Consider the following 15601-nt stretch of genomic DNA (forward strand, 5'->3'; position numbering starts at 1 on the left):
GTTACGGAACCGATCGGCCGGCCTCGGATCGTGACGCTAGCCCTCCGGGAGGCGGCGGCACAGCAGTACGGTGCCGTGCGTGCCAGGACGGGGAGACACCAGCGGCAGCAGCTCACGGCTCACGCTGTTCGGGCCGCCGAGCGCGGTGCGCGCGGGCGCGCCCGTCGCGTTCGACACGCGCAAGTCGTACGCCGTGCTCGCCCGGGTGGCGCTGGCGCGGCGGCCGGTGTCGCGCGACGCGCTGGCCGCGCTCCTGTGGCCCGAGGCCGACCCGGACCGCGCGCGCAGCGCGCTGCGCCGCACGCTGTCGGTGACCGGCGCGGTGGGGCCGTGCCTCGTCGTCGACCGCAGCGCCGTGAGCGTGGACCCGACGCTCGTCGACGTCGACGCCTGGGAGTTCGAGGCCCTCGCCGCCGGCGACGACCCCGCGGGATGGCGCCGTGCCGTAGAGCTCGCGGGCGGGCGCTTCCTCGACGGCCTCGCCCTGCGCGACGCACCGGAGTTCGACGACTGGCAGTCGCAGACGGCCGCGGACTACGAGCGGCAGGTGGGCACGGTGCTCGACCGGCTGGTGGCGGCGGAGACCGAGGACGGCAGGCTCGACGTCGCTCTCGGCCTCGCCCGCCGGCGGCTCGCGCTCGACCCGCTGCACGAGCCGGCGCACCAGGCGCTCATGCGCCTGCTGGCCTGGACCGGCGACCGCTCCGCGGCGATGGACCAGTTCCGCGTGTGCGCGCGCACCCTCGACCGCGAGCTGGGCGTGCGGCCGCTGCCCGAGACGCACCGGCTCTACGACCTCATCCGCGACGAGGGCCTCGACCCTCCCGAGCCGCGCCCACGTGCGGTGGCGCGCCCCGCGCCCGCGCCGACGTCCGCCGGCGTGGCCGTCCCGCCGCTGCCCGACCTCGTGGGGCGGGACGAGCTGGTGGCACGGGTGGCCGCGGCGCTCGACGGGCCGCAGGCCGGACCCGCCGTGGCCCTGGTGGGCGAGCCCGGGTCGGGGCGGTCGTCGGTGGCCGCCGCGGTGTGCCGGGAGCGCGCCGACGCCGGCGGCCGGGTGCTCACGATGCGCGGGCTCGAGGCGGAGCGCGGGATCGCGCTGGGCGCCGTCACGGCGCTCGTGCGCCAGCTGCTCGCCGACGACGCCGTGCCCCTGGACGACCTCCCCTTCGGCGTGCGGGCCGAGCTCGGCCGGCTGGCCCCGGAGACCGACCAGTCGCCGCTGCCGCCGCTGGACAGCCCCGGCGCGCAGGCCCGGCTCTTCGACAGCGTGGTCGCTGCGCTCGCGCTCCCCGCCCCCGTGCCGGACGCCGCGCGCACGCTCCTCGTGGTGGACGACGTCGACCTGCTCGACGAGGCGTCGGCGGACTTCGTCGGCTACCTCGCCCGCAGGCTGCCGGCGCACGTCGCGCTGCTGCTCGTCTACCGCCACGCGGTCGAGGCGCTCCAGGGCGCCGAGGTGGAGCGGCTCGCCGTGCCGCCGCTGGCCGCGGACGAGGCGGGCCGGCTGCTCGCGGCGATGGGCGTGAGCGTGGGCCCGGAGGCGCTCGAGGACCTCGTGCGCCGCACCGGCGGATCGCCGCGCCTGCTACGCGAGTTCGCGCTCGCGTCGTCCTCCGACGACGACCTGCCCACCCTCGAGCTGCGCGGCCTGCTCGAGTCGCGGCTGTCCGCGCTGGGCGAGACCACGCGGCAGGTCGTCTCCGCCGCGGCCGTGCTCGGGCGGGCCGCCGACGTCGACCTGCTGCGCGCCGTGAGCGGCCGGGCCGACGTCGAGGTGGTCGACGCGATCGAGGAGGCCGTGGGCCGCGGGCTGCTGGTCGAGCTGGCCGACAGCGGCGAGTACGACGTCCCCTACGACGCGGTGCGGCTGGCGGCGACCGGCCGCCTCAGCCGGGCGCGCGAGCGGCTGCTGCACAGCCGGGCCGCGGACGCCCTCGCCGCACGGCGCCAGGCGCCGGCGTCGGCTGCCGCCGTCGCGACGCACCTCGAGCTCGCCGGGCGCGAGGACGAGGCCGCGGCCTGGTACTGGACCGCGGCACTGGAGGCACGGGACCTGTGGGCCCACGGCATCGCGCTGCAGCACCTGCAGCGCGCGGTCGCGCTCGGCCACGACCCCGCCGCCTGCCACCTCGCCTCCGGCGAGGCGCTCATCGCGCTGGGCCGCTACCGCGACGCGATCGACGAGCTCGAGCTCGCGGCCCAGCTCGCCGAGGGCCCCGAGCTGGCCGCCATCGAGCACCGGCTCGCCGACGTGCACCACCGCCTGGGCGCGTGGACGACGTCGCGCGCCCACGTGGAGCACGCCCTCGACCTGCTCGGTGCCGCCCCGGACGGGCCGGACGCCGCCGTGCTCCGGGCGCGCTGCCTCGCCGACCACGCGCTGCTGCGGCTGCGCGAGGGCGACGTCGCCGCCGCGGACGCCGAGCTGTCCGAGGTGCTCGCGGCCGCCGAGCGCACCGGGGACGCGGCGGCGCTGGCCCAGGCGCACGACGTCGCGGGCGTGCTCGCCGCCGCGGGCGGCGACGCGGACGCGGCGCGCCGGCACCTGCGCGCCAGCCTCAGTTACGCCGCCAACCTCGCGGACCCGTCGTACGCCGTCGCCGCCTGGAACAACCTGGCGCGCGTGGAGTGGACGGCCGACGACGTCGCCGCCGCGCTCGACGCGCAGCGGCACGCGCTCGAGCTCGGGGAGCGGCACGGCGACCGGCACCGGCTCGCCGCGCTGCACACCAACCTCGCCGACCTCCTGCACGCCGACGGCCGCACCGACGACGCGATGGAGCACCTCGCGCGCGCCGCCGAGCTGTTCGCCTCGGTCGACCGCGAGGACGAGCGGCGGCCGGAGGTGTGGAAGCTCGTCGCGTGGTGAGCCGGCGTGCGGCGCGGGTGTCGCGAGGCGCGTCCTGGCTCGGTGAGCCGGCACCGGGTGCGTCGTGGCGAGCGCCGTCGTGGCGAGCGCCTTCGTGGCGAGCGCCGTCGTGGCGAGCGCCGTCGTCGCGAGCGCCGTCGTCGTGAGCGGCGTCGTCGTGAGCGGCGTCGTCGTGAGCGGCGTCGTCGTGAGCGGCGTCGTCGTGAGCGGCGTCGTCGTGAGCGGCGTCGTCGTGAGCGGCGTCGTCGTGAGCGTGGTCGCGGACGGCGTCGTAGCGAGGCCGTAACGCGGCGGGCGCAGGCTCGAGCCGTCACCGACCGAGAGCCGGTCGGGACGGTCTCGAGGGGGAGACATGGTCACCACCGCGCAGCCGCGCCTGGTCAAGCCGCCCACGGCACCCCGGCCGTTCCGGCCGGTGCTGCGGCTCGAGACGACGCTGCTGACGGCCGTGCTGCTGGCCCAGCTGGTCCTGGGCGCGGCCACCGTCGCGTTCGTGTCGCTCACCTCGGGCGACCCGCAGCCCGCGTGGCTGCTCGACGTCCACGCCGCGGTGGGTGCGCTCGCGACGCTGCTCGCGATCGCGCTGCTGGTGGGGTCCGCCCGGGCGCGGGACGGGTACTGGGTGGTGCGCTCCGCCGTCGTGCTCGGGTCGCTGCTGGTCGCGTTCGCGTGCGGCGACCGGGTGGTGCGCACCGACGGCCAGGCCGGGTGGGCCTCGTTCCTCATGGCCGTGGGCGCCGTCGTCGCGCTCGCTGTCTGCGTGCGGCTGCTGGCCGCCACACGGGGCACGCGATGACGCGCCACCGCCTGCTCGGCGTGGTGGCCGGTCTCCAGGTGGCGACGGCGTTCGTGGCGCTGCGCTACGCCGTCGAGCGGGAGCTGTCCATGGACGCCCTCGGCGTGCGTCGCGAGGGCCGCGACATCGCGCGCGACGCGTGGTTCATCGGTACCGGCATCACGCCGCCGCTCGTGATGATGGCCGCGCAGGCCACGGCCGGCTCCGTCGTGATGCGCCGGCCGAGCGCGCCCGCGTCGCGCGTGCTGGGCGCGCTCGGTGCGGTGATGGCCGCGGGCTACCTGCTCGAGCGCGAGAGCCGCTCGGCCCTCACGCGGTGGGACCCGCGCCTGACGCCGCTCACCGCCGCGGGCGTCGCGCTGACCGCGCCGATGATGGGGCTCGGTCTGCGTCGCGACGCCGGGCCTGCCGGCGGCTGAGGTCCCGCCGCCCGCGCTGCACCCGCCCGAGGCCGCTTGCCGTTCGGGGGCGAACGACTGGAGGGTGTCCTCCATGACGTACGCCGAGACGATCACGGTCGAGGACCTCGAGGCCGACCCGTACCCGGTCTACGCGCGCCTCCGGGCCGAAGAGCCCGTCGAGTGGGTGCCCGCCGTCAACCTCTGGCTGGTGACGCGCGCCGCCGACGTCGAGACGGTGACGACGAAGCCCGACCTGTTCAGCGCGCAGGTGACCGACTCACCGCTCGACCGCTCGTTCGGCGGACCGACGATCCTCACCGTGGACGGCGAGGCGCACCTCGACCTGCGCCGCAGCCTCGACACCAAGTACCGGCCGCGCACGGTGGCCACCTACATCGACGACCTCGTCGCGCCGATCGCGCAGCGGTTCCTCGACCGGCTGCTCGCCTCCCCCGGGCGCCGGGCCGAGCTCGTCGCCGAGTACTTCGAGCCGATCTCGGTGCTCAGCCTCGGTGCCGTGCTCGGCCTCGGGCACCTGAGCGAGGCGACGCTCCAGCAGTGGTTCCACGGCCTGGCGATGGGCGCGATCAACTTCGAGAACGACCCCGAGAAGCAGCGCGTCAACGACGAGACCGCGGCCCTCATCGACGCCGAGCTGCGCCCGCTCATGACCCGGCTCGCGCACGATCCGGACGACTCCACGATCGCCTCGATGCTCACCAGCGGCTGCCCGGTCGGCCGGCCGCGGGCTGTCGACGCGGTGCTGCCCTCGCTCAAGGTGATCATCCTCGGCGGCATGCAGGAGCCGGGCCACGGCGCCGCCTCCACGCTGGCCGCGCTGCTCGCCGATCCCGAGCAGCTGGCCTGGGTGCGCGAGGACCCCGAGCGCTGGGACGACGCCGTCCACGAGGGCCTGCGGTGGGTCGCGCCGATCGGCACGCAGACGCGCCAGGCCACCCACGACGTCGAGCTCGCGGGGACCGTGATCCCGGCCGGTGCCGCGGTGGCCGGCGTGGTGGCCAGCGCCTGCCGCGACGAGCGGGTGTTCGCCGATCCGGACCGCTTCGACGTACGACGCACCCGCGAGCCGAACGCGGCCTTCGGCTACGGCCCGCACTTCTGCGCCGGGCACGCGTTCGCGCGCGGGCAGGAGCGCATCGCGCTGCGGATGCTGGTGGACGCGCTGCCGGAGCTGCGTCTCGACCCGTCGCACGACGTGGTCTTCCGCGGCTGGGAGTTCCGCGCGCCGACCGCGCTGCACGTCACCTGGTGACTCCTCCGGTGTCCACAGGGTGTGGATGGCTGATCGGCGAAACCCCTTGGTACTGCTGTGGATCGCGAACCACGACTGTCGGAGGTCGACGCTAGGCTCGCGGCACACGACCGAGACCGATCGACCCGTGGGAGGTGCCCGGATGACTGCCGTCGACGACGCGGGCACCACCCCGGGCTTCCGTCCTCTCAGCGTCGCGTTCCTCCTGGACTCCCTGTACCACCAGCCTCCGGCGTGGCTCCGCGGCGATGCGAGCGCACTGGCCGCAGTGCTCGAGCAGCCGGTGGATGCCACCGACCTCCTGCTGCTCGACCACATCGACGTCGACGCGATCACCGAGCCGGCCGAGCTGATCGACTACCTCGCGATGACCGCCCGGCTCGAGGCCCGGCTGGCCTCGATGCGCCTCGCCGCCGAGGCCGCGTTCGCCGCGAAGGCGTGGCCGGACTCCGCGCTCCGTAACTCGTACGAGGACGCCGCCGCGGCGCAGGAGGTCGCCTACGCCACCCATGTCAGCGCCTACGGCGCGGCGAAGGAGATCGACCGCGCCCGGGCGCTGACCGAGACGTTCCCGTCGTTCGGCGCGGCGCTGGCCGCGGGCGAGATCACCGAGCGGCACTGCGCGGTCCTCGTGGACCAGACCCGGTTCGTGGCCGACGTCGACGCGCTGGCAGCCATCGAGGCGGCGGCTCTGGACGAGGCGCGCACCGCGACCCCGTCCGAGCTGCGCAAGCTGCTCGACAAGCTCATCGCCCGCCACGACCCGGACGCGACCGTCCGTGCCAACCGAGCTGCTGCCACGCGCGACGTGTACCGGCAGCCGATCGGCGACGGGATGGCGTTCCTCGGCGTCACGCACCGGGCGCCGGTGATCGACGCGGTGTTCGACGCGATCGAAGCCGCCGGCAAGGCGCTGCGCGCGCAGCGCGGTGGGGCCGAGGCCGTGCGCGCGGGGAACGAGGACGCCGCATCGGGTGCGTGCCGCGCGGACGCCCTGGCCGCTCTGGTCCTCGGCGAACGAGGCGAGGACGGCGAACTCGTCTACGAGGCGTCGCGCACGCAGACCGAGCTGCACGTGGTGATGGACCTCGACACTCTCCGCGGCGAGCGCGACGGCCTGGCGCTCGTGAACGGCACGCCGATCCCTGCACCGATCGCGCGTGAGGTCGCCGCGGTCGCCGACTGGTGGCGACGCGTGGTCGTCGACCCGGTCGACGGGCACCTCCTCGACTACGGCACCCGCCGGTACCTGCCCGCCGCCCTGCGGGAGCACGTCCTGCACCGTGACCCCATCTGCCGACGACCCGGCTGCACCCGCCGCGCCCAGGAGATGGACCACGCCCTCCCGTTCCCCGAGGGCGCGAGCGACACCGCGAACTGCGGCGGCCTGTGCTCGCGCTGCCACCAGGTGAAGACGGCAGGCCACGCCACCATCGAGGACAGCGCGGCCGACGGGTCGGGCACCTGGGTCACCCGATGGCGGCAACGCATCCGCATCCCGGCCCAACCTGTCCTCGAGCCACCACGACGGACGACACCGCCGACGGCCGAACCGCCCGCCCCGCCCGGCGTCGTGGATGCACGCCCCGACACCGGCGACCCGGACGTCCACCCCGACCCACGCACGACCGACCCGCCGGAGCGACCGCCCGTCTGACCCGATCGCACACGTGCGCCCGCACCTGAGAGCAGTGCGCGCACGCGGTGCCGCACGCCAACGCGCTCGCGAACGCACGGCTGCCGCAGGATGGCCACGCACTGTGCCGACGACGCCGCGGCCGACGTCCCGACCGACTGTGGTGGGTGGGCCGACCGAGGAGCGGGTGAGCGGAGGGCGAGGGATTCGAACCCTCGGGGTGTTGCCACCCAGCGGTTTTCAAGACCGCCGCACTCGGCCACTATGCGAGCCCTCCATCTGCGGTTCTCCTGTTCACGGGCCATGTCGGCGGGCGCGAGGTCCGAGACCGACCGCGAGTGGAGCAACCGGAGCCTCTGACGCACGGGCCGACCTTCGTCTCGGAAGGCTCTCCGCACGCCACAGGCGGCTCTAGGGTGCCATGGACCAGGGCTCGGACGATGTCCAGTGGCGACGTCCGACGACGCGAGCATCGGATGCGGAGGCGTGTCACGCGGCACGAAGCCCCCTCGACGAGGGGTCCGAGTCCCGCAGTCTGGTGCGCCATCCGGGCGCTTCCTCTGAGGAGCATTCGGCGATAGTTTGGCGTCGCTGGCTCTTCGAGCCACTTCGGCCGGGTGACTGTGGTAGTCCGACGCACGCCGCGAGCGCTGTCGCGAGAAGCGGCAGGCTGGGTGTCCCTCGTCATGCAGACCGACGGGCTCGCGCTGATCGTGAACCTCGACGATCTGACGATTGCCGCGGTCAGCGAACCCCTGGGTGCGCTCTTGGACCCCGGTCGGCACAACGACCCGCTCGGCGCGAGGGTCTACGACTACATGTCGCATCGCCCGAGCGGCGGGCTGGACATGATCGCGCGGGGCGCTATAGACGGTTACGAGGCGGGAAACGCCCTCAGGCTGACCGGACGACCCCCGCAGCCGATCAGAGGGTGGATGCGGGCCATCGGTGACGAACGCCCGTGGCGGTACGCCCTGATGGTGCTGCGGCTGGAGCCTGATCGACATGAAGGGTCGTTACCAGAACCGGCAGCCCCGGAAGCACCGATGGTGCTCGGCGTCTGCGACGGGTCCCTGACGATCACCCATGTGACGGCCGACATCGGGACGTTGTGCGGCCAGCCCGCGCACGAGTTGATCGGTACGCAGTTGCTGAGCCTGTTCTCTCAAGAGACCGTTCCATCTGCCTTGTGGGTGATGGCCCAAGCTCTGCAGACGCGCGCCGGGGCCACAGGTGTCGCCGCCGTGTCGCGACCTGGATCGCCGCCAGTCCCCGTGGATTTCATGGTGTGCGGGGCTCTGCACCCAGCTCCCGACTTCGGATTCGCCCTCATGCCGTCTGCCGACCCACTGCTGCGGCTGCCGCAGGGTCAGCAGGCAATGCGCTCCGTGGCGCGCGCAGACCGAGCTGTCGCGCTCTACCGCAGGTTTCCCGAAATGACGATCGACCGAACCCTGATGTCCCGCATGACATTCCGCGAGCTGGAGATCGCGAGCCTGCTGCTGCGCGGACGCCGGGTGCCGGCGATCGCCGCAGCCCTGCACCTGTCCCAGAGCACCGTGCGCAACCATCTGTCGTCGACCTTCGCGAAGGCAGGGGTTCACTCGCAAGCGGGGTTGATCGAGGCGCTCCGGCGCCCGTCGAGGTAGGGCCACCGGCCAGCGCTCAGGAACGTGAGCGGTCGGATGACACTCCGCCCATGTTCATCTCCTCCAAGTCACCCGAGAGTGGGTCGTGGACTGGGCGGACCTGCCTGTGTCGACCGGGTGGGCTCGTCGATTCGAACCTTCCCCAACCTGGCGCGATCGGCCGCACGAAGGAGACACCGGATGAAGGCGCTTGTGGTCACGGATCGGAATGCTGGAACCGCGGGATTGGAGCTGGTCGACAGGCCTGCGCCGCTGGCGTCGATCAACGACGTCATCGTCGAGGTCCACGCCGCCGGGTTCGTGTCGACGGAGCTGGAGTGGCCGTCGACGTGGAGCGACCGACGCGGAGGGGACCGGACACCGTCGATCCCCGGCCACGAGCTGGCTGGTGTGGTCGCGGCCCTCGGCTACGGAACGACGGGGCTGTCGGTAGGACAGCGGGTGTTCGGGCTCGCCGACTGGTACAGAGACGGCAGCCTGGCCGAGCTGGCGGCCGTCGAGGCGCGGAACCTCGCCCCTCTGCCGGGCGACGTCGACTTCACGACAGGCGCCTCGCTGCCGATCTCGGGTCTGACGGCCTGGCAGGGGCTGTTCCAGCACGGGCGCCTCGAGGCGGGGCACAGGGTCCTCGCACACGGGGCCGGTGGCGCGGTCGGGTCTCTCGTCATCCAGCTCGCCCGCGAAGCCGGCGCACACGTCATCGGTACCGGCCGCGCGGCCGACCGGGGGAAGGCGCTCGATCTCGGCGCGGCTGAGTTCGTCGACCTCGACAACGACGTCCTGGAGGACGTCGGGAAGGTCGACCTGGTCTTCGATGTCATCGGCGGCGACATCCAGAAGCGGTCCGCCGGTCTCGTTCGTGCCGGAGGCACCCTGGTGTCGGTCGTCGGCCCGGTGAGCGCAACGCCGGCGAACGGCCTGGCCGTCGACTTCGTCGTCGAAGCGAACCGCGAGCAACTGGTGGAGCTCGTCCAGCGAGTGCGCGACGGACGGCTGACACCGAGCATCGGCACCGTCACCGTCCTAGACGACGCGGTTGCCGCCTTGAACCCCACTGCGCGAGCCAAGGGCAAGACCGTCATCCAGGTTCGTCCGTGAGCCGGGACCTTGCGGATGACCGACGACAGCCGCGCGGGGCTGCACGGCTCACCGCCCCTCCCCCTGATCCGCGACATGCCGCGAGGCCGGCCGCGTAGCTCGGTCTGCACGCCCGGCGCCCCCCGGCCGGCTGCGCGAGGTCCCCGGGTGGACTCGGCCGGGCGGGCGGCGACAATGGCGGGGCCGGGTGTCCGCAGGTCCCGGCGCGGAAGGGGTGGGACCGTGCGCCGAGCCGCGCTGCGCCCGCCGGCGACCGTCGCGCTCGCCGCCGCGCTCGCGGCGCTCCTCCTGCCCGTCGGGACCGCCTCCGCCGCGACCACGGCCTCTGCGGGGTCGGCGTCCGGCACGGTCACCCTCGAGGTGCGCACCGGCATCCCGGCGGCGCACGCCTCGCTCACGGCCGTGCGCGCCGTCGCCGCCCGGGTCGCCGGTGCCGCGGCCCGCACCGACGACGCGCTGGCGCGGATCGGGTTCGCCACGGTCACCGTCCCCGCGGCCGACGCCGCGTCCACCGCGGCCGCGCTCGCCGCGACGTACGGCAGCGACGCGGTGACGGCCTCGCCCGAGCGCCGGCCGTTCTTCACGCCGAACGACCCGCGCTGGCTGCCGCGCCAGGCCACCGCCCTCGGCGCGGTGGCGGCGCCCGCCGCCTGGGACGTCGCCCGCGGCGACGGCGTCACGATCGCGGTCGTCGACGGCGGCTTCGACGCCGGCCACCCGGACGTCGCGGCGAAGGTCGTGGGCACCCACGACGTCGTGGACGGCGGCTCCGCGGTGGCCGACTCGCCCGGCGACCCGCTCCCCGGCCACGGCACCGCCGTCGCCAGCGTGGCCGCCGCGGTGACCAACAACGGCATCGGCATCGCGGGGGCGGCTCCCGACGCCGGTCTGCTGCTGCTCAAGGCCGCCGACTCCACGGGGCGCATCACCGCGGCCGCCGTCGCCACGGCCATCGTCTACGCCGTCGACCACGGCGCCTCGGTGGTCAACATCAGCCTCGGCGACCCGACGCCGGACACCGCCGAGCAGGCGGCGGTCGACTACGCCGTGGCCCACGGCGTGCTCGTCGTCGCGGCGGCCGGCAACAACGGCAACACCGTGAAGCAGTACCCGGCGGCCTGCACCGGGGCCGTGTCCGCGGGCGCGACGACCTCGGACGGCACGACCCGCGCGTCGTTCTCGACGTACGGCTCGTGGGTGACGGTGGCGGCGCCGGGCGTCGGCATCCCCATCGCGCTGCCGCTGGCCTACGACACCCACGACGACCGGGTCGACGGCTACTCGGTGTGGGACGGCACGTCCTTCTCCTCGCCGATCGTGGGCGCCGAGGCCGCCCTGATCCGCTCGCTGCACCCGGCGTTCACGCTCTCCGACGTCGTCGCCGCGATCACCGACACGACGACGGGCCCCGCGCTCGGGTTCGGCCACGGTCTCGTGCAGTACGCCGCCGCCCTGGCGCAGGCGCCGCGGCTGCAGGTGAGCGCGACGGCCTCGCCGCGGGTGTTCAGCCCCAACGGCGACGGGCGCGTCGACACCACCTCCGTGCGCTACTCGGTCGACCAGTCGCAGACCGCCACCGCGTCGGTGTTCGCCGCCGACGGGTCGAAGGTGGCCGGTCCGGTGGCCCTGGGCACGGTGGCCGCCGGCGCCCACACCTGGATCTGGGACGGGCACGACGCGCACGGCCGCACCGTGGGCGAGGGCGTCTACCGGATCCAGGTGCGCACGTCCGCGAGGGTCGGCGGCACGCAGCTCGACGGCCTCGCGGCGTCCTACGTCCGCGTCGACCTCACGCCGCCGGAGCTCACCGGCGCCCACCCCGGCCGCCGCGTCATCTACCCGCGGCGAGACGGCTACGCCGACTCCGCGGGCCTGGGCGCCACCAGCTCGGAGGCGCTGTCGTCGTTCTCGGTGGTGGTGAGCACGATGTCCGGCCGCGTCGTGCGCCGGCTCTACGGCGGAGCGCACGCCGCCGGCAGGTTCGCCGTGCTGTGGGACGGGCGAACCGCGTCAGGGCGCGGGGTGCCCAGCGGCCGCTACAAGTTCCGGGTCTCCGGCACGGACGCGGCGGGCAACCGCCGGTTCCCGGTGCCCGGCTACGTGCTCGTGTCCTGGCACGCCCACCCCTGACCGGTCCTCCCCCACGTCACCGCTGGACCGGCACCAGGGTGGCCGAGTCGCCCCGACGGCCCAACTAGGACGTGGTCGAGACACGGATGACACCTTTCCTCCACCTTCGCGAGGGATCCTCGGAGCAGCAGCGCGCGTCCCACCGACCACGGGCGCCGCAGTGGCAGGAGGACGTCATGGGGGACAGCACCGGACGGCAGGGGGCGCGCACCGGCGCGCCCGCCCGTCCGCCGGTGGGGCTCGCGCACCACCACCACTCCGAGTACGGCGTCGCCGACCTCGTGGCGGCCAAGGACGGGCGCCGCGTGAGCGTGTGCCTGGCGGCGCGCGACGAGGAGCCCACGATCGGCCGCATCGTGCGCACCCTGCGCCCCCTGGTCGACGCCGGCCTCGTCGACGACGTCGTGGTGCTCGACCACGGCTCGCACGACCGCACCGCGGCGGTCGCCGCCGCGGCCGGGGCCCGGGTGGTCCCGGCCGACTCCGTGCTCCCCCAGTTCGGCCCCGCGGTCGGCAAGGGCGACGTGCTCTGGCGGTCGCTGGCCGCGACCGACAGCGACATCCTCGTGTGGCTCGACGCCGACATCGTCGGGCTCTCGTGCGACGTCGTCCGCGGCCTGCTCGGGCCGCTGCTCGCCGACCCCGCGACCGCGCTCGTGCGCGCGGTGTACACCCGTCGCCTCGGTGCCGGCCGGCGCGAGGGCGGGCGGGTCACCGAGCGCACCGCCCGTCCTGTGCTCTCGCTCGTGCACCCGCGGCTGGCCCACCTGCGCCAGCCGCTCGGCGGCGAGTACGCCGGCCGCCGCGACGTGCTCGAGGCGGTGCCGTTCGAGCCCGACCACGGCGTCGAGATGGGCCTGCTCATCGACGTGGCCGAGCGCTTCGGCGTGGGGTGCATCGCGCAGGTCGACGTCGGCGACCGGGTGGTGCGCAACCGCCCGTTGAGCTCCGTGAGCGGCCAGGCGCGCGAGGTGCTGCGCGCCGCGCTCTCGCGGGTGGACGCGCCCGCCTCGGCCGGGCTGCGCGGCGACCTGCCGCTGCGCCCGCCCATGGGCGACGTGCGCGAGGAGATGCTCGCGGGCTGAGCCCGCGCTCCGCGTCCTACGAGACGGGCGCGGTCGTGCGGTCGCGGCGCAGCGCGGTGGAGCCCCGCACGACCATGCTCAGCGGCAGGATCACCTGCTGCGGCTCGACCCCCGGCCGGTCGAGCGCGTCGAGGAGGGTCTGCGCCGCGCGCGCGCCGATCTCCTCGACGGGCTGCACGATCGTGGTGAGGTCGAGGTGCTCGGACATCTCGTGCCCGTCGAAGCCGACGACGGACACGTCGGCCCCGGGCTGCAGCCCGTGCGCGCGCAGCGAGCGCAGGGCGCCGAAGGCCATCTCGTCGGACATCGCGAACACCGCCGTGGGCGGGTGCGGCCGGGCCAGCAGCGTGGTCATCGCCCGCTCGCCGCCCTCGATCGTGAAGTGGCCGCAGGCCTCGAGGTCCGGCTCGACCGGCAGGCCGGCGTCGACGAGGGCGTCGCGGTAGCCGATCCAGCGGTTCTCCTCCGGCCGGAAGGGAGTGGGCAGCGGCCGGCCGGAGATGAGCCCGATCCGCTCGTGGCCGAGGTTGATGAGGTGCTGCACCGCCATCCGCGCGCCGGCGACGTCGTCGATCCCGACCGACCAGCAGCCTGGGCGCTCGGTGTCGATGAGCGCCACCGGGAGGTCCGCGTCGAAGATCTCGCTGACGCCCTCGGTGTCGGTCGACAGCGAGATGACGAGGAAGCCGTCCACGCGGCGGCGCAGCTTGCGGTGCGGCGGGACGCGGTGGGTCTCGCTGGGGTCGCCGATGCTCGAGAGCAGCAGGTCGAGCTCGCTGGCCTGAAGCACCCGCTCGATCCCCGAGAGCACCCGCCCGAAGTACCAGCGCGCGATGTAGGGGGTGATCACCGCGATGGCGCCGGCCCGGCCGGAGGCCAGCCGCGAGGCGGCCGGGGAGACGACGTAGTCGAGCCGCTCGGCCACCTGGCGGACCCGCTCGCGGGTGACCGGGTCGACGTTGGGGAGCCCGCGCAGCGCCCGCGACACGGTGGCGGTGGACACGCCCGCCTCGCGCGCGATGTCGCGGATGGTCATGGCCATGGGCCGGGGCTCCTTCGCGACGTTCCGGGGCCGACGAGCTCGCCAGCGCGGGGTCAGGGTACGGAGTGGCGGCTCCGGAGTGCAAGCGTTTACGCGCATCGTCCCCCATGCCGGACATCGCCGCGTGGGGCCGCGTCCCCGCACGGATCGGGGCCGGTGGTGCCGTCCGGGCCAGGTCGGGAGCCCGCGCGGGCGGGCCGCGGACGGGCCGTCGTCCCGCAAACCCTGAAACGATCCGGAACCGTTACAGGCTGCCGGTAGCGTCGCGGCGTGCCCCCCTCGCCCGACGTCACCGCGGTGGTGCTGGCCGGCGGGCGCTCGCGGCGCTTCGGCGCCGACAAGCTCGAGGTGGCGCTCGGCGGCTCCACCCTGCTGGCCGGCGTCGTCGACGCGGCCTCGGCGGTGGCCGGGCACGTCGTCGTGGTCGGGCCGCACCGGGCCGCGCTCGGTCCGCACGTGGTGGTGGTGCGCGAGGACCCGCCGTGGTCCGGTCCGCTGGCCGCGGTCGCCGCCGCGCTGCCGCACGTGACCACCGGCGTCGTGCTGGTGCTCGCCGGCGACCTGCTCGGCCCGGGCCCCCTGCTGCCCCGGCTGCTCGCCGAGCTCGAGGCGCGTCCGGAGGCGGGCGCGGCCGTCGCGCGCGACGCCGGCGGACGGCGCCAGCCGCTGCTGGCGGCCTACCGCGCCGGCGCGCTGCGCCGGTCGCTCGAGGGCACCGACCCGCGCGACCGCCCCGCCCGCGCCCTGCTCGAGGGCCTCGAGGTGGTGGACGTGGACGACCCCGACGGGTGGAGCCGCGACGTCGACCGGCCCGAGGACCTGCCCGCGCCGGACTGACCGGGTCAGTCGCCGCCGGGTGCCCAGGACGGGGGGCGCCGCTCGAGGAACGCCGTCATGCCCTCGCGCGCCTCGTCGCTGCCGAACAGCGCGGCCGAGAGCTCCGCCGTGCGCGCGAACGCCTCCCCGCGCGCCTGCCCGGGCACGTGCGCCAGCAGGTCCTTGGTGGCGCGCAGCGCCTGCGGACCGCCGGCGAGCAGGGCCTCGACGTAGGAGCGGACGACGGCGTCGAGGGCGTCGTCGGCCGCGACCGCGGTGACCAGGCCGGCCTCGTGGACGCGGTCGGCGGAGACCCGCTCGCCGGTGAGCATGAGCTCCTGCGCGTCGCGGCGTCGCATCACGGCCAGGCACACCACCGAGATCACGGCCGGGGCCACGCCCACACGCACCTCGCTGAAGGCGAACCGCGCCGACTCCGCCGCCACCGCGATGTCGCTCGCCGCCACCAGGCCGTTGCCGCCGCCGGCGACGTGGCCCTGCACGCGCGCGACGATCGGCTTGGGGTGCTCGAGCATCGCCTCGAGCACCGCGACGAGCGCGGCGGGACCGCTGTCGGTGAACGACGCGGCGTCGGCCGCCGCGGCCCCGGCGAGGTCCGCCCCCGCGCAGAACGTCGTCCCCTCGCCGGTGAGCACGACGACGCGCACGGCGTCGTCGTCCGCCGCAGAGGTGAGGTGCTCGCGCAGCGCCTGCATCGTGGCCGCGGTGAGGACGTTGCGCGTCTCCGGCGAGCACAGGGTGAGGGTGGCGACGCCGTCGGCCACCTCGTAGCGCACCGTCAT

13 protein-coding genes and 1 tRNA gene are annotated in these 15601 nt (G+C 75.2%); 11 read left to right on the forward strand and 3 right to left on the reverse strand.

Features of this window, described 5'->3' with window-relative positions; all coding sequences use genetic code 11:
• Positions 1-70: 70 nt before the first annotated feature.
• The 6 genes from GC157_10340 (at position 71) to GC157_10365 (ending at position 6999) form a co-directional block, all read left to right on the forward strand.
• On the forward strand, positions 71-2872 hold the full coding sequence (locus GC157_10340; protein MBI1377865.1) for an AAA family ATPase: 2802 nt from the start codon (positions 71-73) through the stop codon (positions 2870-2872).
• Positions 2873-2936: 64 nt separating this feature from the next.
• Positions 2937-3158, forward strand: a complete 222-nt coding sequence (locus tag GC157_10345) for a hypothetical protein (GenBank protein MBI1377866.1) — start codon at positions 2937-2939, stop codon at positions 3156-3158.
• A gap of 66 nt (positions 3159-3224) precedes the next feature.
• Complete coding sequence (locus tag GC157_10350; GenBank protein MBI1377867.1) at positions 3225-3668, forward strand: hypothetical protein; 444 nt, start codon at positions 3225-3227, stop codon at positions 3666-3668.
• On the forward strand, positions 3665-4087 hold the full coding sequence (locus tag GC157_10355; GenBank protein MBI1377868.1) for a hypothetical protein: 423 nt from the start codon (positions 3665-3667) through the stop codon (positions 4085-4087). Before GC157_10350 ends, GC157_10355 begins: the two co-directional genes overlap by 4 nt.
• A gap of 73 nt (positions 4088-4160) precedes the next feature.
• A complete protein-coding gene (locus GC157_10360) occupies positions 4161-5342 on the forward strand; it encodes a cytochrome P450 (protein ID MBI1377869.1) in 1182 nt (393 codons plus the stop codon).
• A gap of 25 nt (positions 5343-5367) precedes the next feature.
• A complete protein-coding gene (locus GC157_10365; protein MBI1377870.1) occupies positions 5368-6999 on the forward strand; it encodes a DUF222 domain-containing protein in 1632 nt (543 codons plus the stop codon).
• 171 nt (positions 7000-7170) lie between these two features.
• Here GC157_10365 and GC157_10370 read toward each other — a convergent pair.
• Positions 7171-7255 (reverse strand) — tRNA-Ser (locus tag GC157_10370).
• Positions 7256-7652: 397 nt separating this feature from the next.
• On the opposite strand from GC157_10370, the gene GC157_10375 reads away from it, so the two are divergent.
• The 4 genes from GC157_10375 (at position 7653) to GC157_10390 (ending at position 12940) form a co-directional block, all read left to right on the forward strand.
• Positions 7653-8627 (forward strand): hypothetical protein, encoded by a 975-nt coding sequence (locus GC157_10375; GenBank protein MBI1377871.1) that lies wholly within the window; start codon positions 7653-7655, stop codon positions 8625-8627.
• A 180-nt stretch (positions 8628-8807) separates the two neighbouring features.
• Positions 8808-9725, forward strand: coding sequence for a zinc-binding dehydrogenase (locus GC157_10380; GenBank protein ID MBI1377872.1), 918 nt, complete (start codon positions 8808-8810; stop codon positions 9723-9725).
• 15 nt (positions 9726-9740) lie between these two features.
• Positions 9741-11855 (forward strand): S8 family serine peptidase, encoded by a 2115-nt coding sequence (locus GC157_10385; GenBank protein MBI1377873.1) that lies wholly within the window; start codon positions 9741-9743, stop codon positions 11853-11855.
• A gap of 86 nt (positions 11856-11941) precedes the next feature.
• On the forward strand, positions 11942-12940 hold the full coding sequence (locus GC157_10390; protein ID MBI1377874.1) for a glucosyl-3-phosphoglycerate synthase: 999 nt from the start codon (positions 11942-11944) through the stop codon (positions 12938-12940).
• A 16-nt stretch (positions 12941-12956) separates the two neighbouring features.
• Here GC157_10390 and GC157_10395 read toward each other — a convergent pair whose 3' ends face one another.
• Positions 12957-13961, reverse strand: a complete 1005-nt coding sequence (locus GC157_10395; protein ID MBI1377875.1) for a LacI family DNA-binding transcriptional regulator — start codon at positions 13959-13961, stop codon at positions 12957-12959.
• 318 nt (positions 13962-14279) lie between these two features.
• On the opposite strand from GC157_10395, the gene GC157_10400 reads away from it, so the two are divergent.
• The gene (locus GC157_10400) at positions 14280-14819 is read left to right on the forward strand and encodes an NTP transferase domain-containing protein (protein ID MBI1377876.1); all 540 of its coding nucleotides are present in this window, start codon (positions 14280-14282) and stop codon (positions 14817-14819) included.
• Between the two features lie 5 nt (positions 14820-14824).
• Here GC157_10400 and GC157_10405 read toward each other — a convergent pair whose 3' ends face one another.
• Complete coding sequence (locus GC157_10405; GenBank protein ID MBI1377877.1) at positions 14825-15601, reverse strand: enoyl-CoA hydratase; 777 nt, start codon at positions 15599-15601, stop codon at positions 14825-14827.

The sequence above is a fragment of the Frankiales bacterium genome (genome assembly GCA_016125335.1).
Classification (GTDB): domain Bacteria; phylum Actinomycetota; class Actinomycetes; order S36-B12; family CAIYMF01; genus Longivirga.

Coding starts and splice junctions, on each gene's coding strand:
- GC157_10350 (MBI1377867.1), top strand. CDS start 3,225: ATGGTCACCACCGCGCAGCCGCGCCTGGTCAAGCCGCCCACGGCACCC.
- GC157_10355 (MBI1377868.1), top strand. CDS start 3,665: ATGACGCGCCACCGCCTGCTCGGCGTGGTGGCCGGTCTCCAGGTGGCG.
- GC157_10360 (MBI1377869.1), top strand. CDS start 4,161: ATGACGTACGCCGAGACGATCACGGTCGAGGACCTCGAGGCCGACCCG.
- GC157_10365 (MBI1377870.1), top strand. CDS start 5,368: ATGGCTGATCGGCGAAACCCCTTGGTACTGCTGTGGATCGCGAACCAC.
- GC157_10380 (MBI1377872.1), top strand. CDS start 8,808: ATGAAGGCGCTTGTGGTCACGGATCGGAATGCTGGAACCGCGGGATTG.
- GC157_10385 (MBI1377873.1), top strand. CDS start 9,741: ATGACCGACGACAGCCGCGCGGGGCTGCACGGCTCACCGCCCCTCCCC.
- GC157_10390 (MBI1377874.1), top strand. CDS start 11,942: ATGACACCTTTCCTCCACCTTCGCGAGGGATCCTCGGAGCAGCAGCGC.
- GC157_10405 (MBI1377877.1), bottom strand. CDS start 15,601: ATGACGGTGCGCTACGAGGTGGCCGACGGCGTCGCCACCCTCACCCTG.